This window comes from Alicyclobacillus fastidiosus (assembly GCF_026651875.1).
Taxonomy (GTDB): Bacteria; Bacillota; Bacilli; order Alicyclobacillales; family Alicyclobacillaceae; genus Alicyclobacillus; species Alicyclobacillus fastidiosus.
Genome location: NZ_CP104067.1, coordinates 3,172,663 through 3,198,051, shown reverse-complemented (window position 1 = coordinate 3,198,051; position 25,389 = coordinate 3,172,663). Strand labels below are relative to the sequence as shown.

Below are 25,389 nucleotides of genomic sequence, written 5' to 3'. Positions count from 1 at the left end.
GTGGATAGCCTATGGCGGACGTGCGCTGGCTCTTGATTATCGCATTCATCCTAGTTGGCAGCGAAGAGCTGATTTATCGACGTCTTTCCCTCTGGCGTGTCTCATATCGCCGCTATTTTGCACAGCCGGTCATCCGGGCTGGGGAATCGGTCGAAATGGTTGAAGTGATTGAGAACAGAAAATTTCTCCCCGTACCGCGCGTCGTCTTAGAAGCCGCTTTTGATGCCAGCATGCATTTTCGTGCAGAGACAGACGCATTTCTCAACCGGTCTGATAAATTTTTAACCAGCCGAAGTATTTTCTCCCTGTCACCGTACACGCGCATCACGCGGCGACATCAGATTCGCTGCGATAGGCGCGGGATATATAAATTGAACAGCGCAGCAATAACAGCTGGCGGGGTATTCGGCGGATCGGTATTCAAACACTGGGAGTGTACGGGTCCAGATACGGAACTGATGGTGTATCCACAACTTGTCCCAAATGAAGACTTGCTGTTGTCGTCGCTGAGTCTACAGGGTGATGCTATTGTGCGCCGATTCGTCTCGCCAGATCCGTTTATGCGACAGGGTGCAAGGCCATATCAGTTTGGTGATTCCTTGAATCAAGTGAACTGGAAGGTGACCGCCAGAACAGGTAGTCTTCATGTTCATCTTCAAGAGTTCACGACGGATTACTATGTCAAGGTTCTCTTAAATTTCGTCATCGACGAGGGGATGTGGCAGCAAATTTCCGAGCCTGTTCGAATTGAAGCAGGCATCAGCTTGGCGGCCACCCTTGCCGATGAGCTGATAGCCGCTGGTCTCGCGGTTGGCTTTTATTGTAATGGCGTACATTCGGATGAGTATACGGAAGGTTTGCAACCGGAGAACGGACCCCATCAGCTTGCAGATCTGTGGTCACACTTGGCCGGGTTGCAGTTAAAAGTCCGGTGTGATTTCAATGCCCTGCTCCGATCAGAAGCAGAATTGGCCATCCGCAAAACCGATTTTGTGCTGATTACTGGCTATGTCGATGAAGAGATGCGAGATATCATACAGTCGCTTGAGGACGAAGGGCATTCTGTATCCATTATCAGTTTGCCGAGTGAAGCACAAGCGAGTGCATGGCTCAACTGGGATGATCACCCTGAGGTGAAGGAGGCACATGCGCATGGCGAAAAGCCTACGTAACGCCCGCTTCCGGGTAACCGTTCTACGATATCCGTTGCTGCAAGCAACTATCGCCTCCTTTTCCTGTTTAGTGGCCTTTCTTCCGCTGCCGCTAGTGGTGGGCGCTTATGTTATCAAACCTGGTGCTTTATGGCTGTGGCTAGTCTTTCTGTTTCTATTGGCCTTTGTGGGCGCATGGTTTGGCATCGTTGTCCGCCGCTTCAACCCTGTTCTAAAGTCGTTGAGCGTGGCAGCCATCGCACTCGTCTGGTGTGCGTTTTTCGCCGATACGCTCGGTCGAATGCCGTTTGCAGCAAGTTTTGCCTTGTGTGCCATGTTCGTCGTTCCCGCCAGCATCATGGGTGCCAATGGTCTTCGTATGCTGTACTCTAACAATTTGTTGTCAGTATGGCTGATAGGTCTTCTTGTTCACTTCGCAGCGTTCTTTTTGGTTACCTATTTATCTTTGTTACGTCCGGAGATTTGGATCATTACTGTATCTGCCTTTGTCACCGTCTCCATGGTTGTCTATGCGTTGAATCAATTTCAACTAAACAGCTTACTGTCGGATGGTCAAGCACATGTTCCGAGCAAAGTACGCACGTTTAATCGACTCCTCGTCACCATGTTTCTCGGCATTGTGCTACTGACTTTTGCTTGTTTTGCGTTCTTTGTAAATTTGTCCGACATTGAGAGAGCTATTTCTAGTTTGCTGCAACACTTGTTTCCTGGTGGGCAACAACAAACGCAATCAAGGCCGATTCATACACCGACGTTTAAATTCCCCAAACAACCCGACACGCAAACACATCAAAGTGGCCCGGCTACTTGGCAACATATTGTCTCCATCATCATTGCGGTAGCATCCTTCGTCGGTCTCCTATTCTTGTTGGTGCGGGGACTTCATGCGGTTTGGAAGTGGTACCAAAGGCATCGTGGCATCGAGACGTACGAACCAACGGGTTACGTCGATAAGGAAGAGTCGATTGCGGGAGAATCGCACAGAATGGGCTTTTTTCGGCGAGATCGCAGAAGAAGGCATGAACTAGCGTGGAACGAGCTCTCATCACCAGAAGAACAAGTCCGCTATTTGTATCGACAGTTCGTTCGCAGAAGTCAGTCTAAAGGATATACCTGGGTATCGGCCGATACGGCTCTGGAGACCACGGAAGGGATTTGGGCGTGGTTGGAGGAGAAAGATTCGATACAGGTGCGACCAACTGAATTCATGCATGATTCAACGTTTGCAAAAGGTTGCAGATACCTTGAAGAATTGTATGACAAGGCGCGATATGGGCAAGGCGGCATAACGAAGGATGAGGTGGAGCATCTTCGCGATATGATGGGGATGTAAATAAACTTTTTACAATGAGTGTCCTGCATATCTCTAATTCCTTGCCGTCCAAGTGCTTAGAAATATGCAAAACACTTTTTCTTGGAGACACTCACTGGACAAGGCTATGTGGCCGTCGATTCAAAAATGGATCAAACAAGTTGGACAAACGAAGTTTAGTACGACGGAACCAATGGGTACAGGTACAAGGTATAATCCTAGCAAAGCCAAGCAGCTACTCAAAGAGTCAGGGGTTTCCCTGCCAATTCATGCAGACTTTTATTCCAGTAATGATGCTTCTAGATACACTTCTGGCTACAAACGAACAGCTAATGGATAATTTGATAATGTACTCCAACAAAGACGTGGACAAGTAGCTTAGTGAGGCGGAATACGATATGAATGCACAGTCCCGCCGAACCTTTACAAGAAAATTACTATACAAGCCATGAAGGACGCCACGATTGTACCCATCTATGATGAGAAGTACAACTTTGCCGTTCAGCCCTGAATCCACGGATACTATATCAATACCAGTATGAATGTGGATCCCCTTTCGTATCTTTGGATTGACCCTTCTCATAATAGCTAATCATCAGTGGAGGCATCGGTGACATGGAGCAGAGAATCGTAGATGCGATACGTGAGTTGGAACAGTTGGACGAACAGACAAACGCGCCGGAACCCTTGTACCGCATATCGGCGGACAATGGCCAATTTTTGAATCTGCTGGTACGTGTGTCAGGGGCGAAGCGAGTATTGGAAATCGGATCCTCCAGTGGATACTCGGGCCTCTACCTTGGGGAAGCGGCTCGTGCAAACGGCGGAACCGTGACCACCTGTGAGCTGAGCGAATACAAGATTCAGCTAGCTAAATCCGTGTACGAGAAAGCCGGGCTGTCGAACACCATTTCGATTGTCGAAGGCGATGCACTCGAAACGTTGAAGACGCTTCAGGGACCGTGGGACTTCGTGTTTATCGACGCTTGGAAAGAGGACTATCCGGCCTATCTCCATCTGGTATGGCCCCACGTCAAACAGGGGGGTGTAGTTGTAGCCGATGACATCATTTCGGCGGGTGACAGTCCCGGCATCAAGCGTTATCTGGAAGATGTACGAGCCAAGGCGGACGCACGAACGGTGACGGTGCCCGTTGACGATGGGGTGGAGTTCACCACGAAATTGTGATGGTGGGATTGGGGATGCGGTAAATGACGGGACATCCATACGTAGTGACCATTGGAGAAATTCTCGTAGAAATCATGCGGTCACAAGTAAACGTGCCACTTCATCGGTCTGGCGAGTTCCTTGGCCCTTATCCCAGTGGGGCTCCAGCCATTTTTATCGACGCCATTGCCAAACTTGGCATTGGCGCCGGCATGATTGGATGTGTCGGTGATGACGACTTTGGCCGGTGTGTGCGGGATAGATTGAGCGACGATGGGGTCGATGTCAGTCAGGTTCAAGTGCGCAAGGACAAGACCACGGGGGTGGCTTTTGTCACCTATTTTGAGAATGGCGACAGGAAGTTCTTGTTCCACATTGCAGACGCGGCCGCGGCTGCAGATTCGGGCCGAGCAATTAGACGGCAACTGGCTTAGCAAGGGCTAGATCGATTACGGTCTTCGATATCGACGATACGCGCCTTCAAATGGCCAAGCGGTTAGGTGCTGACCATGTCATCAACATGTTGAACTCGGATGACAGAGCGGCTCATTTGGACATCACGCGCGGGCGGGGCTATGCTGTGGTTCTGGAAACGGCGGGGGCCATCCCCACGATGCAATCGAGCTTTGAATTAGCCGCGAACAAGGCGAAGGTCTGCTTCGTAGGTGCCGACGAGGGAAATCACATTTGACCCCAAACTGTTTGAACTCATGCAGCGCAAGGAGTTTACGCTGACTGGGAGTTGGATATCCTATAGTGCGCCGTTTCCAGGGGATGACAAGCCATTGAACCCGAGAGAAGGATGCAATGGCTTGATTGGTTCTATGTGGATCTCGGGGCATAGCCACGAGGCAGTCTTTTACAGCGAAGTCCTACGCCCTTGTGTATACGAGAGGGTTCAAACGACTTTTCGCCAAATCCCCTGGCGCCAGTTCGGGCAACCAACTCTTGAGGTCATTCTTCCGTGCATTGCTGTCCGGTTCGATTACTCTCGCACCATCAGCAAAATAAATGATGGTCATGACTTCACGGACTTGTTTGGTTGGATTGCCAGGTGCGCTATGAAGAGTCCAGCCGTAATGAAATGTAGCATCGCCAGCCGACATTTCTCCGTAGTTGACTTGCGGCAACTGATGATACTCTATATATTCCTTGAGGTTTTTGTGGGATTCATCTGATATTTCCAACTTACTAATGAAGCCTTTAGTATGTGATGCGGAAGCGAACGTCATCGTTCCTACCTCTTTTGGTATATCCACGAGGGGCATCCATAGTGTGATGGTGTTTCTGGTGTCCAACGGCCAATAGACCTGATCTTGGTGCCATGGCGTATGTCCGCCTGACGGTTCCTTAAATAACGCTTGATCATGATAAATACGAACACCGTCCACGCCCATTAAATCCGCAGCTAACTTGGCAAATCTCCTGGCAAGCACAAAGTGTGCTACATTCGCATGTGTGGCCCAAATATTTGATATTTGGATAAAAGCCTTCCCATACGTATCTCGTTCTGACAATGCCTTGGTCTGTTGATTGCGTTCCTTGACAGCCTGTTCGATACGGGGGCGGTACACGTCAACCGCTTGTTTACTTGCTACCCCTTTCAAATAGAGATGTCCATTTTTCTGAAACTCCGTAATTTGTGTTTCTGACAACATGTACTCTTCTTCCAGTGTAGGTGTTAGCCGCAGGTCTTCACTCATCTTCATACGACCTTTCCTAATTTTTGTGAAGGTGTAGGCTTCTTTCTATATGGTGGAATTCATGGATGATATTGTTCATCTTTGGTTATGGATCCATTAGATTAACTATATTTAAAGATAGCGCATGCATTCTTCACAAGTAACTACTTCGCAAAAAAAAGGAGCTTTTTTTGTAGCAGAATAGTGCAATAAAATAGCGTGTACGTGCATTTTGGTGTCTTCACAATACTGCTATGATTGAAGTTATATTTACGAAGCTGATGGTCATAAAGATGGCATGAAGGGGATATGTAAGCGTTATCTTTTCGGTGTGGTCGTCTGCAGTGGAACGGGGCTGAATATAGAGAAAATGAAACCACCCGGAGTGGGATTTTCGGTTGAATGTTGTTGTTACATCACCAGGAAAACTTATTGCACAGGACTTGAACAAGATAGGCATTCAAGTAAACGTTCAACAAGTTCAATACGGTGCCTATATGTCGCAGTTAAGCGGGCATAAGTTCCAACTCACAATCTGGTTCTCACAGAGTGGACGTACTCCTTATTACTTGTTTAACAGTCTACTCGGCACGAATGAACAGTACAACTATGAACAATTTAGCGATTCGACCACAGACGCCGACTTAGCGGATTTTGCTAAAACAACACATCAGTCGAAGCAGATGCAGGGCATTTACAATGTGGAAAGGACCCTTGCTTCGAAACTGCCGGTTATCCCATTGGTGTATGGTGCCACATGGTACGAATATAACGATAGTAAATACACAGGATGGCCGACGGCGGACAATCCATATGAGACACCCGCACCAGGTTCTTGGCCGGCGCCCGAAATCGTCATAATGCACCTGAAACCAACAAAATGATGCCTGTCTAAAGGCGTATGTAGACCTTATAATCCAGCATTTCTAAGGAGTCATTGACAACGCATATCAATTGCAGACAAATCAGCGTCAAGCCGAGCTATTCTCCGACCGCTATACATCCAGTATTGTGGAGATACGCGTGAATGGTTGGCATCAGCGAAAAACGGAAACGAGGTGCGAATCATTGATACAACCGCAAGAACGATTGAATCCGCTTACCGATGAACAGATTGCAGAGTATGAGAGAGATGGGTACCTTATTTTAAGAAACGTGTGCAGCGACGATTTGGTCGATATGTACAACGCGCACATCTATCACATTCGGGCACAGGATGACATGCCCGAGTGGGCATTGCCCCGTAAAGGACCTATTCGCGCCCAAGACCGTTTCACGGTTCGCGTCTTCAACCCACACTTGCACGACGGCTTTTCGCTGCAAATGCTCCGTCACCCTGTGATCCGCGGCGCCCTCGCCCAACTGCTGGGGGACGAAGCCGTCGGAGTTCAAAGTATGTATTTCTATAAAGAACCTGGCTCTCCCGGTCAGGCCGCACATCAAGACTATTTTTATATCCGCAACGAGCCAAATACGCTTACGGCGGCGTGGATGGCGATGGAGGATGTCGATGTGGAGAACGGATGTCTCTGGGCAATTCCCGGAAGTCATCATGTCGGTCTGTTGCCGCACGGCAAGGTCAAAAACGTAGAAGAACATGAACCGTGGACCGATGAGTCTGAAGGAGTAGACCTGTCGAAGGAAATTCCGCTCGAGATGAAGAAAGGCGACGTCGTGATCTTTCATAACCTGCTGGTCCACTCATCGAGGAAAAATCGATCCGTTGACCGGTGGCGACGCTCCTACGTCGGTCATTACATTCGCCACGATTCGGTGATTGAGCGTGAAGACCTGAAGAAGAAAATCCCGCTATCCTAGCATCAGGCAGGATTCGTGAGGGAGGCGTGACGGCATGGTCGCTGGACCGAACAGATTAGAACGAGGCCATGTTCGTCACGCCGAAGCCGGATCCGTAATCTACCCGCCCGGCGGTCGCTACGGTCCGCGAATCGAGGAGCATTTCCAACTCGTGCTCGTACATACAGGCTGTTATGCAGCACCGGGCTGCCGCAGAGCGAGAGTGCGGAACAAACTGTGTTTCAGTCCACTTATCACCTATCCAGGACAATCAGGATGACCACGGGACATACCGCTATAGAGATTCGGCGAAGTTTGCGCTAACGTTCATAAAACAACCGAAGGCGCCTGTACTATTGTCCATCGCGTTTTGGTAGCCCTCTATGAATGGCTACAATTATCGAACGAGGTGATTGTCGTGAAAATTGCAGCGCAACTTTATACCATACGAGATTTCCTGAAAACCCCTTCAGATATTTTGGCGTCCCTACAGCGCGTGAAGGAAATTGGGTACAACGCGGTTCAGGTATCCGGTCTTGGCCCGATTGATGCGGCCGAACTGAAGCAGATGACCGACGACATCGGCCTCACCATCTGTGCCACACACGTTCCGTATCCTCAACTGCAGAGTGACATCAAGTCTGTGATTGAAGTTCATCAACTGTGGAATTGCAAGTACGTCGGCATCGGATCCATGCCGGATTCCTATCGGAGCAGTCGAGAAGGCTACGAAGCGTTTGCCCGTGAAGCGTCAGAATACGGGCGGGTTCTGGCGAAGGAGGGCCTCAAGCTCATCTATCACAACCATAACTTTGAATATGCCAAGTTTGACGGCGTGACTGGCATGGACATCTTACTGCAAACGTTCGATCCCGCTGCCGTCGACTTTGAACTCGATGTCTATTGGGTACAGGCTGGCGGTGCTGATCCGGTGCAGTGGATCCGCAAAGTCGCTGGCCGTATGAAGGTCGTTCACTTGAAGGACATGGCGGTTAGCCCAGATAGGAGCTCAATGTTCGCCGAGGTCGGCGAAGGCAATATGAACTGGTCAGAGATGATCCGGGCCTGTAGCGACATCGGTGTGGATTGGGGCGCAGTGGAACAGGATCAATGCCAGGGGAATCCATTTGACAGCCTGAAGACCAGCCTTGAAAATCTGCGGAGCATGCCGGTAGAGATTTAATAGAGGAGAGAGATCACCCGAGGGGACTCTATCCAACGGTGCGTACTTCCTTGATGCATTTGTTTCGAAGAGCGTTTGTTAGCCACCGCCTTGCCGCTCGACCATTCATCCGACATAAAATGGAGTGAAGAAGCTGAATGAAGAGATGGCTTTGTGACTCTCTCTTGTGTGATGGAGACAAGACACTTGCTGATGCACGAATTTCATTGAAGGCCAAGACGGTACATATCACCGATGTAGTGGCCAAACTCAGCGAGGGAGGCATTCATGATTATTATTCAAATGCCGACTATTGGTGGCCCAATCCCGATAAACCAGATGGATTGCCTTATATTCAGCGCGATGGTCAAACGAATCCGGAAAACTTCGAATCACATCGTTTGATTTTGCGTAGATGTAGGACACATATTGCTACGTTGGCTGCAGCCTATGTGCTGACAGATGAAGAATTGTATGCGCAAAAGGCCATGCAATTTATAAAAGAATTCTTCTTCGATGAACAAACGCAAATGAGTCCGCACCTTTTGTATGCCCAAGCCATCCCAGGCGTATGCTCAGGTAGGGGAATCGGGATCATTGATACGTTGCATTTAATCGATGTACCTATGGCGATTGAGGCACTGCGAAACTCTGCATCCATGACCCTGGAAGATTACCAAGGGCTTAAAGGATGGTTTCAAGACTATTTGAAGTGGATGACCACTCATCCCTATGGCATAGAAGAAAGAGATACCCAGAATAACCACTCGGTTTGCTGGTATGTACAGGTTGCTGTTTTTGGACGATTTACCGGAAACCAAGAAATTGTCGACTTTTGTAGAAATCAGTTTAAACGAGTGTTGGTACCCGATCAGATGGCTTTAGATGGCAGTTTCCCGCGTGAGTTGTCACGGACGAAGCCTTACAATTACTCTATTTTCATATTGGATAATCTGGTGGCACTTTGCCACGTTCTTTCGACAGAAAAAGAAAATTTGTGGGAATTCCAACTGCCAGACGGGAGAGGGATTCGGCGCGCGCTCGAGTTTCTTTATCCTTATTTAAAGGATAAAACTAAGTGGCCATATACGCCAGATGTGGAACACTTTGAAGCGCTGCCAGTCAGAGTACCAAGTCTTTTGTTTGCTGGACTAGGGCTTTCAGATAACCGCTTCTTGGAATTGTGGAGACGGTTGCCACCCGATTCCACAGACCAAGAGATCAGGCGCAACATCTCCATCCGGCAGCCTCTTTTATGGTTGCTTTAATCAAAATGCAATCACTATTCATGAGCGAAACATGAATTCGGTTATAATATAAATACAACTCATTTTGTAAAGACAGCGAGGTAGATGGGACCCGGATGTTAAAGTGATCTACCTCGCATTATGCCATCAAGGAAAAGTTATTCTTCGTGACTTGCCATTTGAGGGGTCTCCCCTCTAAGTACCGCTCCAACTCTTCCAACATGTATGCGCCCATTCTTCCGCACTCATTTCCTTGACTGCCGGCAATATGCGGGGTCAAAATTACATTTGGCAGTGAATAAAGCTGGGAGTCGGAGACGGGCGGTTCTGGGTAGGTGACGTCTAAAATGGCTATCATATCGGAGCGTCGCTTCAATACTTCAATCAGTTCGTTTTCTCTGACCACAGCCCCTCTCGCGGTATTGATAAATGTCGCATAAGGCTTCATCATCTCAAAGTGTGCGCCAGTTATCATACCTTCGGTCTCTTTTAGCCACGGCGTATGCAAAGACACCACATCTGATAGTCGAAAAATGTCTTCTAGTGAACAAAGCTCGACGTTCAACGATGACGCTTGCCGCTCTGATATAAACGGATCGTAAGCAATGACCTTGACTTGAAAGTTCTCTAGTAGTTTACATACACGACGACCAACCATACCTAAAGAAATAATGCCTATCGTGCTGCCCAGCGCTCCTGGCGCGGGAGGCAGTGGTGGCTTTTTGAATAACTTTGTTTGCTTGATAGAGAGGGCAGAATGCCAACCGTATTTTAAAGAAAATAGAATTTGCGATAAGGTGTACTCAGCGACCGGTACGGCGTTCGCGGCATAGGCGCTTGTAAAGGTAATATTTCTCTGCCAACAAGCGTCAGTCACAATTCCTTTCATGGAACCTGCAGCGTAAAAAAATGCTTTCAAATCTGGAGCAGCCTGCAAGAATTCCTCATTCAAGTTCGGACCTCCCCAACCGGAAAATATCACCTCAGCATTCCGTAGCAGTGCAGGGTCTTCTGAAACCGATTGACTCGTCTGTGGAGCGAGGTAAACGTCCGTCAACTTTTCAATTTGATTCCGCACATTGTGTGGATAAACCAATGGAAACGACTCTTCGTTCATAATGAACATACCTTTCAACATGGACAATATACACGCTCCCAACGTTCGATATTGTTCCTACAGAGAAATCAATTTTCGTAATACTAAGATATATTTAAAAATAACATGTTATATGAATTTATTGTCAAATACACAAGGAAGTGTAGTGGTCATGTTTAAGACAGCACAAGAGTATATATTTGCGGCAGCCGATTATTGTCAACTTGGGGCTAAATTGTAAGAGTTATTAAATGTATGTCCACATCAATAGAGCTTTAAATTTCTACAAGTTGGGTGTCGTATCCTTGGCTAAATGGCATCATTCACACTTTCGGATCGTAGACGGCCCAGGGGGTAAGAACTTCGGGACTGTTTGTAGCCGACATTGTACTGTGGACCCGCCTTATCAGGAGCCAACCTTGCAAATGGTGGGCCGGTTTGCACGGTGATGTTAGGGAATCGCGTCATGGTGAGGTGCGTGAGATGGGAGGCTGGGACCGTGAATGAGATAGATTATCAAACGAATCGGATATTGATTGAAGATACTGTCTATGTTCAATATCGCAAAACATCAAGAGCTCCGAATATCGAGTACCCCCACAGGCATCATGGCTATGAAATATACTACTTCCAGAGTGGAGCGGCCACATACATCATCGGTGAAACGATATATACACTGAGCCCTGGTGACATGTTGATTTTCCGTGGAGACATATTGCACCTGGTACGTCCAGTACCTAAGAGTGCCTGTTTGCGGAGTATAATAAATTTCAAATTTTCTGATGTAGATGACTTGTTGGATCCAACAATACAACAGAAACTAAAATTACTCTTTGACGCGGCGAACGGAACGCATGTGCATTGGAGACAAGAAGAATGTAGAAGCATTGAGCACCTTTTTTTTACTGTTGCTGAAGAAAGTCGTCACCGTGAAGTCGGAGCTAGGAACATAATTCGTCTCCAATTGGTAACATTGCTTTTACGTATTTTACGCAACTACGAGGGGATGTGTTCAAGAAAGATACGACCTCCCGCACTTGGGCGGCAGGAAACACACGTTGTAAAGATCCTGAAGGTGCTTAATCAGCGATTTCGAGACAAATTATCTTTAGATCAACTGGCGAATGCAGTGCACTTGAACAAGCATTATATCTGCCACTGTTTTAAAAGCATTTCAGGATTGACTATTAATCAATACCTTGTAAACCTTCGTATCGACGAAAGCAAGAAGTTGTTATTAGAGACCAATAAACCTATAAATATCATTGCAGAAGAAGTCGGGGTTGGAGGCGTAGCTCAGTTTAGCAGGTTATTTCGCCAACATGTAGGTATGGCACCGCAAGTCTTTCGTAAAACCAGTAGACGTTTAGGCCAAAATGAGTGCGGTCATGAGTACCTTAAGTCATTACAGCAATATTCGTTAAATGATGAGCAATATCTATAACTTACACGAATCCATCTGGTGCTAGGATGAGACTACAAGGCAATTGTGCAGCGTGGTTAGAATCATATTCATAGCGGAGGAGACATGCTGGATGCAACTCGGGTGTTGTGTAAGTCCTACTTATTTAAAATACGTTGTAGACGCTGGATTTGACTATGCTGAATTAGCATGTAGTAGCACGCTTCCGAGCGAGTCGACGAGCGTGTGGAATAACGAGCGCGACCAATTATTAGCGCTTGGAGTGCCGATTCGTGGATTCAATGTGCTGATGCAACCGAACTTACATGTTGTCGGTCCTGATGTGGATGTCAGTGCAATTCGGGAATATCTCGACATAGTGTTAACTCGGGTTGCGGAGCTCGGCAGAGAACATATATCGTTTGGTTCGGGAAGGGCTCGAAAGATACCGAGGGACTTTGAGCCCGCTCGTGCCGAGAACCAACTGCTTGAATTTTTAGCCCTTTTCGCAGAGTTGAGTGCACCTTATTCGATACAAATTAACTTGGAGTTTTTGCGTAGGGCGGAAACAAATTTTATAAACAGCCTTCTGGAGGCTAAGCGTTTCGTAGAGCGTATTCACTCGAATTCAATAAAAATCTTAGCTGATTTCTTTCACATGATGGAGGAAGAAGAGCCAATTTCGGATCTCTATTTAGTTTCAAATCATGTAGGTTATGTTCATGTTGCCGATACGGGCCGTCTATATCCGGGTTCAGGCTTGTACCCGTATAATGAATTCTTGAACACCCTGCGAAGAATCGGATATGACGGACCCATTTCTGTTGAATGTCAGTGGGGTGATGTCGAAAGTGAACTGCGTTTATCAGCGGAGTTCTTGCGTCAGTATATTTAATAAAGTCAGAATAATTAATATATTATTGTTTATCCTCGCATCTATTCAATTATTTATTTCACCAAAACATGATCCGGGTGAATATCACAAGAATTCATCCGCCGCCTTTAAACGCTGGTTAATCGGTTAGCTAAATCTAAATATCGCACTATTGCATGAGAATTGAAAGGGTATATGGAAATTTATGGAAGTGTTACCGTGACATTTCGGAGACGTAAGACTCACACTATTTTCGTGTGCCTTCGATCCGGATAATTTGGTCCAATGTTCTTGAAATCGGTTACACATGTATTCTTGCATCTTGTATGTTTTTTACAATTGGTACACATCAAGGATGACCTACTCAATGGTGCAGAATTATTTCGAATGGCCACAGACTTATTGAAGGATGTCTCGGGGAATTGAATTGGGGATGGAATGAATCACTTTTAGGATTGAAGGGGGATGCATATGGAACAGGTACGAACGCGAATAAAAACAGATATAAATCTGCAAGACAGAAAGAAAGCGAATACAAAGACGCACCTCACTTGGTATATGTTTCTACTTCCTAGTATTTTGGGGATTTTGTTGTTCATGCTTTACCCAGTTATCGATTCTTTTTATTTAAGTCTAACGAATTCGAACGGGACAATAGCGTCCTGGGTTGGATTTCGGAATTATGCTAATATTTTATCTGATTCTACGTTTTGGAACGCGATGTACAATACGTTCTACCTCGCATTTTTCCAAATGCTCATTTCTATTCCATTAGGGTTTATTGTGGCGTCTCTAATCAATTCCACGAAAATATTACAGAGATTTTTTAAAGTTTTGTTCTTCATTCCTTATATTACTCCGATTGTCGCTACTGCCATGGTTTTCATGTTTCTGCTAGATCCGAATCAGGGGGCCGTTAACTTTTTACTTTCAAAGTTAGGACTGCCACCTTCTAGTTGGCTGTCCGATCCTGCTACTGCTAAATGGGGCGTCATATTACTCGGTACTTGGTCTGGACTTGGTTTCATTATCATTATTTGCTTGGCCAATTTACAAGCTATTTCGCCGCAATTGTACGAAGCAGCCAAGATAGACGGAGCATCTGATTTTCAACAATGGCTGTACATCACGATTCCCAATATGCGGGGAACCTTTGTGTTTTTCATTATTACGGGGTGGATTGGCGGCTTACAGCGCTTCACTGACGTATTCATATTAGGTGGTGCTACCGGTAGTCCGGATGGATCTATCCAAACAATTGTAGAGTACATCTTTGAACATGGCTTTCAGGGTTTCAATTTTGGCGTTGCATCCGCCGCAACATATATATTGTTTGTGATAATTTTGATATTTACCTATTTCAATCTCAAGGCATCCAGGTTAAAGCTTTAGTTCTGAAGGGGAGGTGCTTAGTATATGGATGAAGCGATTACTGTCGGAAAACATAGACGCAAAGTAAAACTCCAACCAGTAGATTTGGCTCGGTTGCTGGCGCTGTTGGTGTTTGGATTCCTGATGATTTCACCGTTTATCTTAATTCTAAGTATCAGTTTTGACCGCACCGCCAACGTCACGCTGCCATATCCACCAAGGTTTCTTCCGGCACATCCATCTTTGTTTAACTATCGACTGATCTTTCAAAATGGAGGGCTTTTACAAGCGTATGTAAACTCTTTCATCGTGGCGGTTGCGTCAGTCATTGTAAAGGTGAGCAGTGCATTGCTGGCAGGTTACGCCTTTTCAAAAGGGAAATTCAAAGGAAAACGGGTGATCTTTCTAGTTTTCTTGGCAACTTTGATGGTCCCTGTCGAATCGCGACTTATCTCACTGTACCTTATGTGGAACCACGTGCATCTGATCAACACATTCTGGCCTCTTATACTGCCGAATATGATTGATGCATTTTTGGTATTCCTCGCAAAACAGTTTTTCGATGAATTGCCAGATAGCTTTCGTGAGGCGGCACAGATTGACGGAGCCGGCGAGTTTCGGACATTTCTCAAAGTATATCTTCCACTCGCTGGACCAATCACAGCGACCATGGCCATTCTTTCCTTTATGTGGAGTTGGAACGACTTCCTTTGGCCGTTGATTGTTCTGACATCCACGAAGTTACACACCATCCCACTATATATGGCTTCATTTACGTTACAAAATGGCGAAAGCTATGCCGGGATGACGATGGCAGCTCTCGCGCTCGGGAGTATACCCGTCTTAATCCTGTTTATATTTTTACAAAAATACGTAATTCGAAGTGTCGCTCTCAGTGGTTTAAAGGGGGAATGATTGTTTACACAACTCATTGTATAACCACAGAAATATTCTTACTTATTTGAGGAGGAGCAATATGAAAAAGAGGGCAAATGTGATGGTAACAGCGTCGTCCATTGTTTTAGTTGGTGGTTTAGCCGTTGGCTGTGGAGGTGCTACGTCCACACAGGCGAATCCGTCCTCGCCGTCTAGCACTGGGCAATCAGGATCGCCCAGTTCCAGTGCGAACACCGTAAACGTCGTCTTAGAGGGAAATTTTCAAGAGAAAAACACACTGAATCCGGTTACGGGTCAAACAATCCAAGGGTTGAATGTCCTTCAAAACGAATTTACAAAGATGTATCCAGGGGATCACGTTAACTTTATCGTTATTCCATGGACTAATTACATCGCAAAACTGCAGACTATGATCACTGGAGGTCAGGCTGATGTCTATCAGGCAGCAGGCCCGGAGGATCAGTGGGCTGCTCAGGGATTGCTAGTGAATCTAGCACCTTACATCAAAAAGACAAACTTCAATTTGAATCAGTATTTATCCGGTCAGGTGAACGGATGGAAAGCCGTCGGTGCGGGAGATTCCAGCCCCCAGATTTACGGTATTCCGGAAGCTGGAGATACCGACCTCATCATGTATGACAAAACGCTGTTTGACCAATGGCATGTGCCATATCCATCTGCTCATCCGACGATGTCAGAAATTATGGCCGATGCTAAGAAGATGACCGGTAAGAATCCCGTTACCGGTAAGCAGAATTATGGTGTGTGGTTTGATGCTGGGGGTAACAGTCACGACCCCATGCTGCTTGCAGATCTAGCCGAAGCACAAAATGGAACTTGGGGTACCGGCAATGCGCCGAAAAATATGAAGTTAAATTTTGACTCGACACAATGGGTCAATGGATTGACATGGCTTAAGCAACTATCGCAATACGCTCCAAAAGGAATTGAGAGCAGTCAAGGTGCTGAAAACTGGTTAACGCCGAATAATGATGTCGCTATCGAACTGTTCCAGGGTCCTAGTAATATCGTCAACCAGGCGGATGCAGCCGGATGGGAAAATCGCTTGGGTATTACCCAAGTCTTTAAGGATAGCAAAGGCATAGGCGGTGCATTTTTTGGAAGTCCATTTGTGATTGGTAAATCAAGCAAAAACAAAGACCTTGCATGGGATTTTATTCAATTTAGTGCATCTGATTTTTATCAGGATTACATGTTTAAAAACTACGGTGTTCCACCAGTTACAACATCTGCTTGGAATTTACCGGATTTGAAGAATAACAAACTGATGCAACCGGTTAAAGAGGCGCTGAGTACAATGTGGACTCCCGTATATCCATGGGAGACCCAACCACGGTTCATTTTGGCGACTGAAATTCAGGGGGTTTTGACAAACAAGGAAACTCCCCAACAAGCGCTAACAGCAGCCGAACAAAAATCGAATCAGTGGATTGCACAACAGAAATAATGAGCCTGGAGATTCACACTGCTTCCGCATACTTAGTCCTGGTGAATGAATGTGGCTTAATGCGGATCAAACGTTCCGTTCGCATATGAGGTTCATACATTTCAGTTTATGAACCTCTCGTGAATATCATTAGGAGGGCTCGTCCCGTATAGGGCAGTGGATTGAATCCGGATGGATTTTTGGATGGAGAGATATTGGAGGGGTTAGTATGAGTTTTGTTCGCATGGGAATCGTTGGTATTGGAAACATGGGGAGTGCCCACGCAAAATATTTAATCCAAAACGAAGTGCCAGAAGCCCAACTTACAGCCGTGTGCGATACGAACCCTGAAAAGCGTGAATGGATTCGGTCACAATCGGGCGATAGTGTTCAGTTTTTTGATACTCCTGAGTCGCTCTTTGAGTCAGGAAGTGTCGATGCGGTGATGATTGCGACCCCGCATTACAGTCATTCAGAATTGGCTATCAAGGCATTTAGGCGTGGGCTACATGTATTGGTTGAGAAGCCAGCCGGAGTGTATACGAAACAGGTTCGAGAAATGAACGAAGTAGCTGCTCAAAGTGGGAAAGTGTTTGGGATTATGTTTAATCAGCGGACGAATCCGTTGTATCAGAAGTTAAGGGATTTGATTTCTAGTGGTGAGCTAGGGGATTTGAAGCGAACGATTTGGATTATAACGAATTGGTATCGCCCGCAAAGTTATTACAATTCCGGTGGATGGCGTGCGACATGGGCTGGAGAAGGCGGGGGCGTACTGGCGAATCAAGACCCGCACCAATTGGATCTCTGGCAATGGACTACGAATATGTTACCGAAAAGACTGCGGGCATTCTGTGGGTTTGGTAAGTACCACGATATTGAAGTAGAGGATGATGTGACGGCATATGTGGAGTACGAGAATGGCGCTACAGGACTGTTCGTTACGTCCACTGGTGAAGCGCCGGGTACGAACCGCTTTGAGATTTCCGGTGATAGAGGAAAAGTTGTAATTGAAGATGGAAAACTTACGTTCTGGCGATTACGTATTTCAGAGAGGCAATTCAACAAGGAATATAATGGGGGATTCGGTCAACCGGAATGTTGGAAGTGTGATGTTCCAGTTCGCGGCGTAGAGACTGGCCATAAAGGAATTACCGAAAATTGGGTATCGGCGATACTCCATGGTACGCCACTACTTGCACCTGGAGAGGAAGGAATTCGCGGTCTTCAGTTGTCGAATGCAATGCACCTGTCTGCTTGGTTGGATAATTGGGTAGAAATACCGTTGGATGAAGAACTGTATTTGGAAAAGCTGAATGAGAAGATTGAGGCATCGACTTTTGTAAAGAAATCACAATGCGCCAAAATCCTCGATGTTCGAGGCACATTTTAAACTGAAGGCTCGATTGTTAATCGTGTATTTTCCCATCATAGAATTTCTAAACCGACTAGGCGTCATGAGTTATAGGGGGGGGACGTGATGAAGGGAACAAAGACGAAGCACCAAATCTCTGAACGGTCAGATCTAGTGACTGGAAATCGTGTTCGTCGATTGACCTCTCTACCCGGCAGCCATCAACATTTGTACTTTACCAGCAAGAGTTTTACTCGTGATAGTCAATCAATTATTTGCATCAGCAACCAGGACGCAAACCCGAACATTTATCAAATGAGTCTCCAGGACGGCGAAAGTCGACAATTAACTAACAACCGCGACAGGTACCTGATGAGTTATGTTTATTATGATGGGACCCCTTTCCATGGCCTAGGCAAAGCGAGTGTCAGTTATAACCCTGAAACGAACCATGTGCTCTATATACAAGGGAACGAAGTCCGGCTTCTGGACGTGGATAGTCTCGAGGAAGAAGTCATTTCAGTTCTTCCAAATGATGTGGTTACGGGATTCACACACCTATCAAGTGACGGGCGGTACGCTTGTATTCCATATATCGACGCAACTGCGTTCGATGTTGGCAGTGGTAACAAAATGAAACTTATCAAGGATAAAGTGCAATCGAGACAATTGGAGTCAAGAGTACTGGTGATTGATACCGAAAAGAAAATATCAGAAGTCTTGTTTAGCCACGTAGGCTGGATTACACATGTGCAATTCAGCCCCGTACACAACGACGAGATTCTTTTCAATCACGAGGGTGGGGATGTCGACCAACGAATTTGGCTCTACCGCCATGGGGCGGCTGTAAAAATTCGTGATGAATCTATTGAACGTGGTACAGTATGGATTTGCCATGAGGTATGGGCGGCGAACGGCAGTTCAATTGTGTACCATGGTACAAAGTGTATGACTGGTAAATTTGATGAACGGTCTATCAGCTTTGTTGGTAGTTTTAATCTAGAGAAAAATAACTTTGTTGAAGTGCCTTTTTTACCGAATATGAACCATTACGGTCATTTCAGCATCAGTCAAGATTCTGGGACTCTTGTGACCGATGGTGTCATTACCGCCAACATGTTACATCATTGCGTTGTCGATTGGAACGACCAATCGTTATCGTGGACTCCTCTTTGTCTTCACGATAGTAGTTTTTGTGTTCAAGATGTCCACCCCCATCCCGTGTTTAGCCACGATGGACATCACGTATTGTTTACATCTGATGTCGATTCTGTACCGGGTATGGGCAACATCTATATCGTCGATATTGAATAATGGGGTAGTATCCCCGCCGTCTTCAGTGAGGTGCACAAACAAATTGTTAAATTCCAACTATCCGTTAGATACGACGGTACGTGAGTTCTTTACTGGCCCTAACTCTAGTTCTGATCTTGAAGATTTAGACGTGAACTCTAAAACATGTCTCGAGTTGATTTATAATATTGTTCATTATTTTACGGGTCATCAGTCTGAGCATGGTCGGATTATCGATCCATACGTACATCAAGAAAAGCAATATTCTACTCCAGCTTACGCCGCTGTAGCTGCATTGTTGGCGAATGAACTGAAAGACTCATCGTTTTTAGATCACGCTATCAGGGCACTAGATGCTTCGTTGGATGACTTGATTCACCAAAGAGCTGCTGATGGACATAGTAACTTTTATACTACAATGTTGGTATTTGCTTTTCATGAGTTGAAACCTCAAGTTTCATTAAATCAGGTGGAAATATGGAAGAGGGCATTTGATGGGATTGATTGGCAAAGCGTCTATAAACCGTCATTCAACAACTGGAGCATCGTGCAGCTTGCTGGGGAATGGCTTCGTAGTATTGCGGGACTCGGTCCAAGTCTAGAGGTAAACGACTTTGATGAAGCATTGGCCCCTCATATGGAGCTAATCACAGAGTATGGTATGTATATCGATCCGAATGGCCCTCTCGCATATGATATGTTTTCTCGCAATTATTTACTATTGATTCTTCTTCATGGTTACAATGGGAGGTTTAGGAAACAACTTCAGGAATGTTTCCGAAGGGGGACATTTACATCCTTGTTTTTGCAAAGTCCACTGGGGGAAATGCCAACTGGCGGGCGGAGTGCTCAGCATCAATGGAATGAGGCGCAACAGGCGTTTCAGTTTGAACTTGCGGCGAAATTCCATGCGAAACAAGGGGACTTACGAATTGCGGGCGCATTTAAACGTGCGGCACACCTGTCTGTTGCTTCTATTCGACGTTGGACTCGACCTTCTGGTGAATTAAATGTTGTAAAGAACCACGCTTCGCCAATGTTGCGTACGGGTTTTGAGTCGTACACGTTCCATTCTCAGTACAATTTGCTTACGGCTTATCTCTTGGCACTCACTTTTCGTTTTGGTGTAGATTCCATACCTGAGGATTCTTGCCCTGCAGAAACCGGAGGCTTTTACATTTGGATAGAACCTTTCTTTCATAAGCTGGTAATTAACGTAGGTGGGAACTACGTTCAAATCCAGACCAGGGGAGAACCTATCTACAATCCGACGGGCATACTGCGAATTCAACGTAAGGGCGTTTGTTCCTTGATTGGTCCTTCCGATGGTGCCTCACATCAAGCGGGAAAGGCGATAGCTTACGCGCCTGCGTGGGAAACGTCTTCGCTGAGGTCGGACGTGACTCGAATGGCCGATTGGTCACCGGCCAACGATGTTGAATTGGCATTGGGAGTACATGAGAAGACGGATAAAAGAGTATCCGTAGAACTGAAGTATCGGGGACCATTAAATGGTGTGACCTGCGTTCAGAGACGGCTCACTGTTACATCTGAAGTCGTCTTGGTCTCCGATAGAGTGGTCGGACAAATTGATGCATTGATTGAGGAAATTCCTGTGTTACTCTGGGACGGTTGTCGTCATACGGATGTAAACCTAAGTGGAAAACGACTGGATGTATCAACTGAAGATGGGCGAGTCAGCATCTTGTGCTTAGACTCGGCTGCAACTGGTTTTACGCTTAGTGACGCCGTGCCATTTCGGAACGGTACAATCGGGATGGCCCGGTATCGAACGAACCGACGTGATACCTCTTTCTTGATACATCTGTATAAGGCTGAGAATGTTTTGTCCAATAATCATTTAGTTGAATTCTACAAATCATTTGATGGAGAGACAAACGATTAATAGGGTGGGGTTGAACATACCCGACACCGTGGTTGTCAGCTGGGTAACAGGTCGCAAGGATACTATGACAGTACACGGTGGCGGCCGCGTAGGAATGGAACGTCGGCGATGCAGTGCTTGCTCAGTTCATTTACACCATCGACTTTCAGTGCAAAAAAGGACCCGCTGAACAGTAGTTGCACGACCAATTTTCTAAACAGTTGGACGATGAGGTGACGATATGAAAATTGCTTTTTCAAACTTAGCATGCCCTGAATGGTCGATGGAGCAGGTCATCCAAAATGCTGTCGAGTTTGGTTACGACGGTGTTGAATTGCGGCTTGTCGACGGAGAGGTCATCCGCTCGGACATGGACTCTGCTGCACAGAAAAGAATTGTGGCTCTTGCGAAAGACAATGGAATTGAAATCATTGGCATTGGCGCATCTACTCGCTTTGCTACGCCGGACGCTGAGGAGCGTGATCGCAACGTCACAGAATTGCTGGCGTACATCGAACTTGCTGCGAAAATGGAGATTCCGATGGTTCGTACTTTTGGTGGAGGGGTTCGAGGTACTTCAGAGATGAAGCAGGGTGACGATATTCAGTTTGTTGCTGAGTCTCTTAATAAAGTCGCTTCCAGAGGTGCAGAGCTTGGCATTCAAGTATTACTCGAAACCCATGATGAATTTTCGTCCTCGCATCTTGTTCGAGCTGTCTTGCAAAGTGTTCCAAGCAAGGCGATAGGAGCGTTGTGGGACACGCACCATCCATATCGAATGAATGAAACCGTAGACGAAACCTACGAGAACCGAGTCGGCTCGGGCACGTTCATTTGAAGGATGCTAAGCGAAATGGTGCTGGATGGGATCTCGTGGTATTCGGCGAGGGAGAAGTGCCGGTGCGCCAGATCGTTCAAAAGCTCATTGCTTCAGGCTACGACAAGTACCTTTGCGTCGAATGGGAAAAGAAATGGCACCCAGAGATTGAAGGGGCGGCCACAGCACTTCCGAAACATCTTCAAATTCTGAGAGGATATCTAGGTAACCAAAGAGACAGTTGCCGCCTATGAGACATCCAAGGGACCTTTCTGACGAATCAATGTCCTAACGTTCTACACTTGCTGGCCTTTGACGATTTTTTGGAAATCTCAGTGGTGCACAAGCTTTGTTCTCGCGAGCGTTTGGGACATCAAAATATCATATGGTCGACAACGATGGCCTGCGTTGGCTGAAAAATACGGTATCGAACGATGGAGTACAGATTTGCAAGCGTGTTTACAAAATCCAGCGGATGAAATTTACTTCGATGCACAAACGACGTTGCGTCGAGCGGACGGTGTTCGTATGGCCATCGAAGCGGGCAAACACATCTACTGTGAGAAGCCAACAGGTGTGAATCTCGAAGAGGCGCTTAGTCTGGCTCTTTTGGCAAAGGAAAAAGGGGTCAAAAACGGCGTTGTTCAAGATAAATTGTTCCTACCTGGACTCTTGAAGATGCAACGATTGGTCGATACCGGATTTTTTGGCCGTATTCTCTCGGTCCGTGGCGAATTTGGATATTGGGTATTTGAAGGAGAGCATCAAGAAGTGCAAAGACCTTCTTGGAACTACCGCAAGGAAGATGGAGGCGGTATTATCGTCGATATGCTTTGTCATTGGCGCTATGTACTAAGTAATATTTTCGGCGATGTGAAAGCGGTATCTTGCTACGGTGCGACCCACATTCCTAAGCGTTGGGATGAATCGCAAGCGCCTTATGACGTCACGACGGATGACTCGGGATATACCACGTTCCAATTGGCAAACGGCATTGTGACTCAAATCAACTCCTCGTGGTGTGTCCGGGTGGATCGTGATGAATTGTTCCAACTTCAAGTGGACGGCACGGAGGGAAGTGCGGTCGCAGGATTGCGCAACTGGAAGGCACAACACCGGGCCAACATGCCAAAGGCGGTCTGGAATCCAGATGTTCCAGACTCGAATCAGTATCGAGAGCAATGGATGGTCGTACCAACGCTGAGCGAACCGGACAATGCGTTTAAGGTACAGTGGGAAATGTTCTTGAAGCAGGTTGTCTTGAACACATGGTTTAAGTTTGACTTGCTGGAAGGTGCCAAAGGCGTGCAACTGGCCGAACTTGGATTGCAGTCTTGGGAAGAATGGCGATGGAAGGATATCCCGACTTTATCCGTGCATTAACGAGGGGGATTATTGTGCAAAGTGTACGATTACCGCGCGCAGGTGGCGCAATTAAACCGTATGTCTTAACTGGTACACCTATCGAGGTGGCACACCGTCAGCCCTTGGAGGTGTTGTGTGAGTGGATACGCGATTTCTAAGTCTCAACCAAATCACAACTGAAGACTGGACGGTTAGGCAGGCGGTAGATGGCTGTGCGCGGGCGGGCATCCGGTGGATTGGCCTATGGCGTCACAAAATTTCCGAAATCGGATTACAGGAAAGCCACAGGGTTGTTCGAGATGCGGGTATACAGGTATCCGGATTATGCCTTGGTGTATGTTCCCTGCCGCGACAAAAGCGGAACGTTTGGCCCGCATCGTCGACAACCGCCGAGCTATTGACGAAGCCGCTGCCATCGAACGGACGTATTGGTCCTGGTCTGCGGGCCGGCAGAGGGGTGCACGCTTTACGATGCGCGCAATGGTGGAAGAGGGCATAGGGGAACTCATTACCTATGCGACACAACGCGGTGTCAAGCTTGGCATCGAACCACTTCACCCCGTGTTTGCGGCAGACAGGTTTGTGATATCGACGCTCGGACAAGCGAATAATATTGTAGAGCGCATTGGGTCTAGACAAGTAGGGGTTGTTATTGACATATATCACGTCTGGTGGGATCCCAAGCTGTACGAAGAGATTGCGAGAGCCAAGGATCACATTTTCGGATTTCATGTCAACGACTGGCTCGCTCCCGTCGAAAATGCCATGATGTCACGGGGCATGATGGGCGATAGCTGTGTAGAAAATGCCCGCATTCGTCGAGTGGTCGAAGCGGCTGGTTACCACGGCCCCGTTGAAGTTGAGATATTCAATCAGAAGATATGGAATACCCCGTATGATGAAGTTTTGCAGCAAATGAAGCAAAGGTTTGAAGCCGAGGCCTAGGATGGGCTGTTCAGATGAGCGTACTGATTGTCGAGGTTATCGGTCGGCTGGAGATACACTCAGACAATAGCAGATCGCGATGTAAAAACAGGAGCAGATGACTCAATACGAGAGCCTCAACACAACTTTGGTAGCCCTCTATGAATGGCTACAATTATCGAACGAGGTGATTGTCGTGAAAATTGCAGCACAACTTTATACCATACGAGATTTCCTGAAAACCCCTTCAGATATTTTGGCGTCCCTACAGCGCGTGAAGGAAATTGGGTACAACGCGGTTCAGGTATCCGGTCTTGGCCCGATTGATGCGGCCGAACTGAAGCAGATGACCGACGACATCGGCCTCACCATCTGTGCCACACACGTTCCGTATCCTCAACTGCAGAGTGACATCAAGTCTGTGATTGAAGTTCATCAACTGTGGAATTGCAAGTACGTCGGCATCGGATCCATGCCGGATTCCTATCGGAGCAGTCGAGAAGGCTACGAAGCGTTTGCCCGTGAAGCGTCAGAATACGGGCGAGTTCTGGCGAAGGAGGGCCTCAAGCTCATCTATCACAACCATAACTTTGAATATGCCAAGTTTGACGGCGTGACTGGCATGGACATCTTACTGCAAACGTTCGATCCCGCTGCCGTCGACTTTGAACTCGATGTCTATTGGGTACAGGCTGGCGGTGCTGACCCGGTGCAGTGGATCCGCAAAGTCGCTGGCCGTATGAAAGCACCTGAAGGACATGGCGGTTAGCCCAGATAGGAGCTCAATGTTCGCCGAGGTCGGCGAAGACAATATGAACTGGCCAGAGATGATCCGGGCCTGTAGCGACATCGGTGTGGATTGGGGCGCAGTGGAACAGGATAAATGCCAGGGGAATCCATTTGACAGCCTGAAGACCAGCCTTGAGAATCTGCGGAGTATGACGGTAGAGATTTAAATAGAAATTTAATTGGAAGAGACTAGTCACTCGATGGCCCCTCCCCTAACTATTGCGCCACCCCTTTCAACGGTCTAGTGCCCATTCTTCTGCTGGCCGTATCGGGAGCCGGATCACATTTTGGAGAGAATACATCTAGGAGTCTTAGCCCAACAATGTAGGTCCCATG

The 25,389-nt window shown here is 46.9% G+C and carries 23 protein-coding genes and 2 pseudogenes; 22 read left to right on the top strand and 3 right to left on the bottom strand.

What is annotated here, in order from left to right; translation table 11 throughout:
* Positions 1-11 precede the first annotated feature (11 nt).
* From NZD89_RS15865 to NZD89_RS15845, 5 genes are all read left to right on the top strand, one after another.
* On the top strand, positions 12-1,172 hold the full coding sequence (locus NZD89_RS15865; protein ID WP_268003775.1) for a DUF58 domain-containing protein: 1,161 nt from the start codon (positions 12-14) through the stop codon (positions 1,170-1,172).
* Positions 1,153-2,505, top strand: a complete 1,353-nt coding sequence (locus NZD89_RS15860; protein WP_268003774.1) for a hypothetical protein — start codon at positions 1,153-1,155, stop codon at positions 2,503-2,505. The genes NZD89_RS15865 and NZD89_RS15860 overlap by 20 nt, the downstream gene beginning before the upstream one ends.
* A gap of 594 nt (positions 2,506-3,099) precedes the next feature.
* Positions 3,100-3,672, top strand: coding sequence for an O-methyltransferase (locus NZD89_RS15855; RefSeq protein WP_268003773.1), 573 nt, complete (start codon positions 3,100-3,102; stop codon positions 3,670-3,672).
* A gap of 23 nt (positions 3,673-3,695) precedes the next feature.
* Entirely contained in the window at positions 3,696-4,085 is a 390-nt protein-coding gene (locus tag NZD89_RS15850; protein ID WP_268003772.1) for a PfkB family carbohydrate kinase, read from the top strand.
* Positions 4,086-4,135: 50 nt separating this feature from the next.
* Positions 4,136-4,342 (top strand): zinc-binding dehydrogenase, encoded by a 207-nt coding sequence (locus NZD89_RS15845; RefSeq protein WP_431308617.1) that lies wholly within the window; start codon positions 4,136-4,138, stop codon positions 4,340-4,342.
* A 181-nt stretch (positions 4,343-4,523) separates the two neighbouring features.
* Here NZD89_RS15845 and NZD89_RS15840 read toward each other — a convergent pair whose 3' ends face one another.
* Complete coding sequence (locus tag NZD89_RS15840; protein WP_268003771.1) at positions 4,524-5,360, bottom strand: phytanoyl-CoA dioxygenase family protein; 837 nt, start codon at positions 5,358-5,360, stop codon at positions 4,524-4,526.
* 371 nt (positions 5,361-5,731) lie between these two features.
* Between NZD89_RS15840 and NZD89_RS15835 the strand changes: the two genes are divergently transcribed.
* The 4 genes from NZD89_RS15835 to NZD89_RS15820 all read left to right on the top strand — a co-directional run bounded on the left by NZD89_RS15835 (position 5,732) and on the right by NZD89_RS15820 (position 9,560).
* Positions 5,732-6,217, top strand: a complete 486-nt coding sequence (locus tag NZD89_RS15835) for a periplasmic substrate-binding domain-containing protein (RefSeq protein ID WP_268003770.1) — start codon at positions 5,732-5,734, stop codon at positions 6,215-6,217.
* A gap of 184 nt (positions 6,218-6,401) precedes the next feature.
* Complete coding sequence (locus NZD89_RS15830) at positions 6,402-7,151, top strand: phytanoyl-CoA dioxygenase family protein (RefSeq protein WP_268003769.1); 750 nt, start codon at positions 6,402-6,404, stop codon at positions 7,149-7,151.
* A 397-nt stretch (positions 7,152-7,548) separates the two neighbouring features.
* Positions 7,549-8,313, top strand: a complete 765-nt coding sequence (locus NZD89_RS15825; protein ID WP_268003768.1) for a sugar phosphate isomerase/epimerase family protein — start codon at positions 7,549-7,551, stop codon at positions 8,311-8,313.
* A gap of 137 nt (positions 8,314-8,450) precedes the next feature.
* Positions 8,451-9,560 (top strand): alginate lyase family protein, encoded by a 1,110-nt coding sequence (locus NZD89_RS15820; protein ID WP_268003767.1) that lies wholly within the window; start codon positions 8,451-8,453, stop codon positions 9,558-9,560.
* Between the two features lie 118 nt (positions 9,561-9,678).
* Here NZD89_RS15820 and NZD89_RS15815 read toward each other — a convergent pair whose 3' ends face one another.
* Entirely contained in the window at positions 9,679-10,656 is a 978-nt protein-coding gene (locus NZD89_RS15815; RefSeq protein WP_268008509.1) for a hydroxyacid dehydrogenase, read from the bottom strand.
* A 478-nt stretch (positions 10,657-11,134) separates the two neighbouring features.
* On the opposite strand from NZD89_RS15815, the gene NZD89_RS15810 reads away from it, so the two are divergent.
* From NZD89_RS15810 to NZD89_RS15745, 13 genes and pseudogenes are all read left to right on the top strand, one after another.
* Complete coding sequence (locus tag NZD89_RS15810; protein ID WP_268003766.1) at positions 11,135-12,079, top strand: helix-turn-helix domain-containing protein; 945 nt, start codon at positions 11,135-11,137, stop codon at positions 12,077-12,079.
* Between the two features lie 91 nt (positions 12,080-12,170).
* On the top strand, positions 12,171-12,932 hold the full coding sequence (locus NZD89_RS15805; RefSeq protein ID WP_268003765.1) for a sugar phosphate isomerase/epimerase family protein: 762 nt from the start codon (positions 12,171-12,173) through the stop codon (positions 12,930-12,932).
* 450 nt (positions 12,933-13,382) lie between these two features.
* Positions 13,383-14,303, top strand: coding sequence for a carbohydrate ABC transporter permease (locus tag NZD89_RS15800; protein WP_268003764.1), 921 nt, complete (start codon positions 13,383-13,385; stop codon positions 14,301-14,303).
* 24 nt (positions 14,304-14,327) lie between these two features.
* Positions 14,328-15,197 carry a carbohydrate ABC transporter permease gene (locus tag NZD89_RS15795; RefSeq protein WP_268003763.1) on the top strand — a complete coding sequence of 290 codons (870 nt, stop codon included), beginning with the start codon at positions 14,328-14,330 and terminating at the stop codon, positions 15,195-15,197.
* A gap of 61 nt (positions 15,198-15,258) precedes the next feature.
* Complete coding sequence (locus NZD89_RS15790) at positions 15,259-16,647, top strand: ABC transporter substrate-binding protein (protein ID WP_268003762.1); 1,389 nt, start codon at positions 15,259-15,261, stop codon at positions 16,645-16,647.
* 208 nt (positions 16,648-16,855) lie between these two features.
* Complete coding sequence (locus NZD89_RS15785; RefSeq protein WP_268003761.1) at positions 16,856-18,019, top strand: Gfo/Idh/MocA family protein; 1,164 nt, start codon at positions 16,856-16,858, stop codon at positions 18,017-18,019.
* Between the two features lie 87 nt (positions 18,020-18,106).
* Positions 18,107-19,294 (top strand): oligogalacturonate lyase family protein, encoded by a 1,188-nt coding sequence (locus NZD89_RS15780; protein ID WP_268003760.1) that lies wholly within the window; start codon positions 18,107-18,109, stop codon positions 19,292-19,294.
* Between the two features lie 43 nt (positions 19,295-19,337).
* Positions 19,338-21,179, top strand: a complete 1,842-nt coding sequence (locus NZD89_RS15775) for a hypothetical protein (protein ID WP_268003759.1) — start codon at positions 19,338-19,340, stop codon at positions 21,177-21,179.
* Between the two features lie 220 nt (positions 21,180-21,399).
* Positions 21,400-22,229, top strand: a pseudogene (locus NZD89_RS15770) (sugar phosphate isomerase/epimerase family protein).
* A gap of 124 nt (positions 22,230-22,353) precedes the next feature.
* Positions 22,354-23,358 (top strand): annotated as a pseudogene (locus tag NZD89_RS15760) (Gfo/Idh/MocA family protein); the annotation flags it as partial.
* A 14-nt stretch (positions 23,359-23,372) separates the two neighbouring features.
* Entirely contained in the window at positions 23,373-23,498 is a 126-nt protein-coding gene (locus tag NZD89_RS15755) for a hypothetical protein (protein ID WP_268003756.1), read from the top strand.
* An 85-nt stretch (positions 23,499-23,583) separates the two neighbouring features.
* A complete protein-coding gene (locus NZD89_RS15750) occupies positions 23,584-24,285 on the top strand; it encodes a sugar phosphate isomerase/epimerase family protein (RefSeq protein WP_268003755.1) in 702 nt (233 codons plus the stop codon).
* Positions 24,286-24,460: 175 nt separating this feature from the next.
* Positions 24,461-25,033: a sugar phosphate isomerase/epimerase family protein gene (locus NZD89_RS15745; RefSeq protein WP_268003754.1), complete on the top strand. Its 573-nt coding sequence runs from the start codon at positions 24,461-24,463 to the stop codon at positions 25,031-25,033.
* A 13-nt stretch (positions 25,034-25,046) separates the two neighbouring features.
* Here NZD89_RS15745 and NZD89_RS15740 read toward each other — a convergent pair whose 3' ends face one another.
* Positions 25,047-25,250: a hypothetical protein gene (locus tag NZD89_RS15740; RefSeq protein WP_268003753.1), complete on the bottom strand. Its 204-nt coding sequence runs from the start codon at positions 25,248-25,250 to the stop codon at positions 25,047-25,049.
* Positions 25,251-25,389 lie beyond the last annotated feature (139 nt).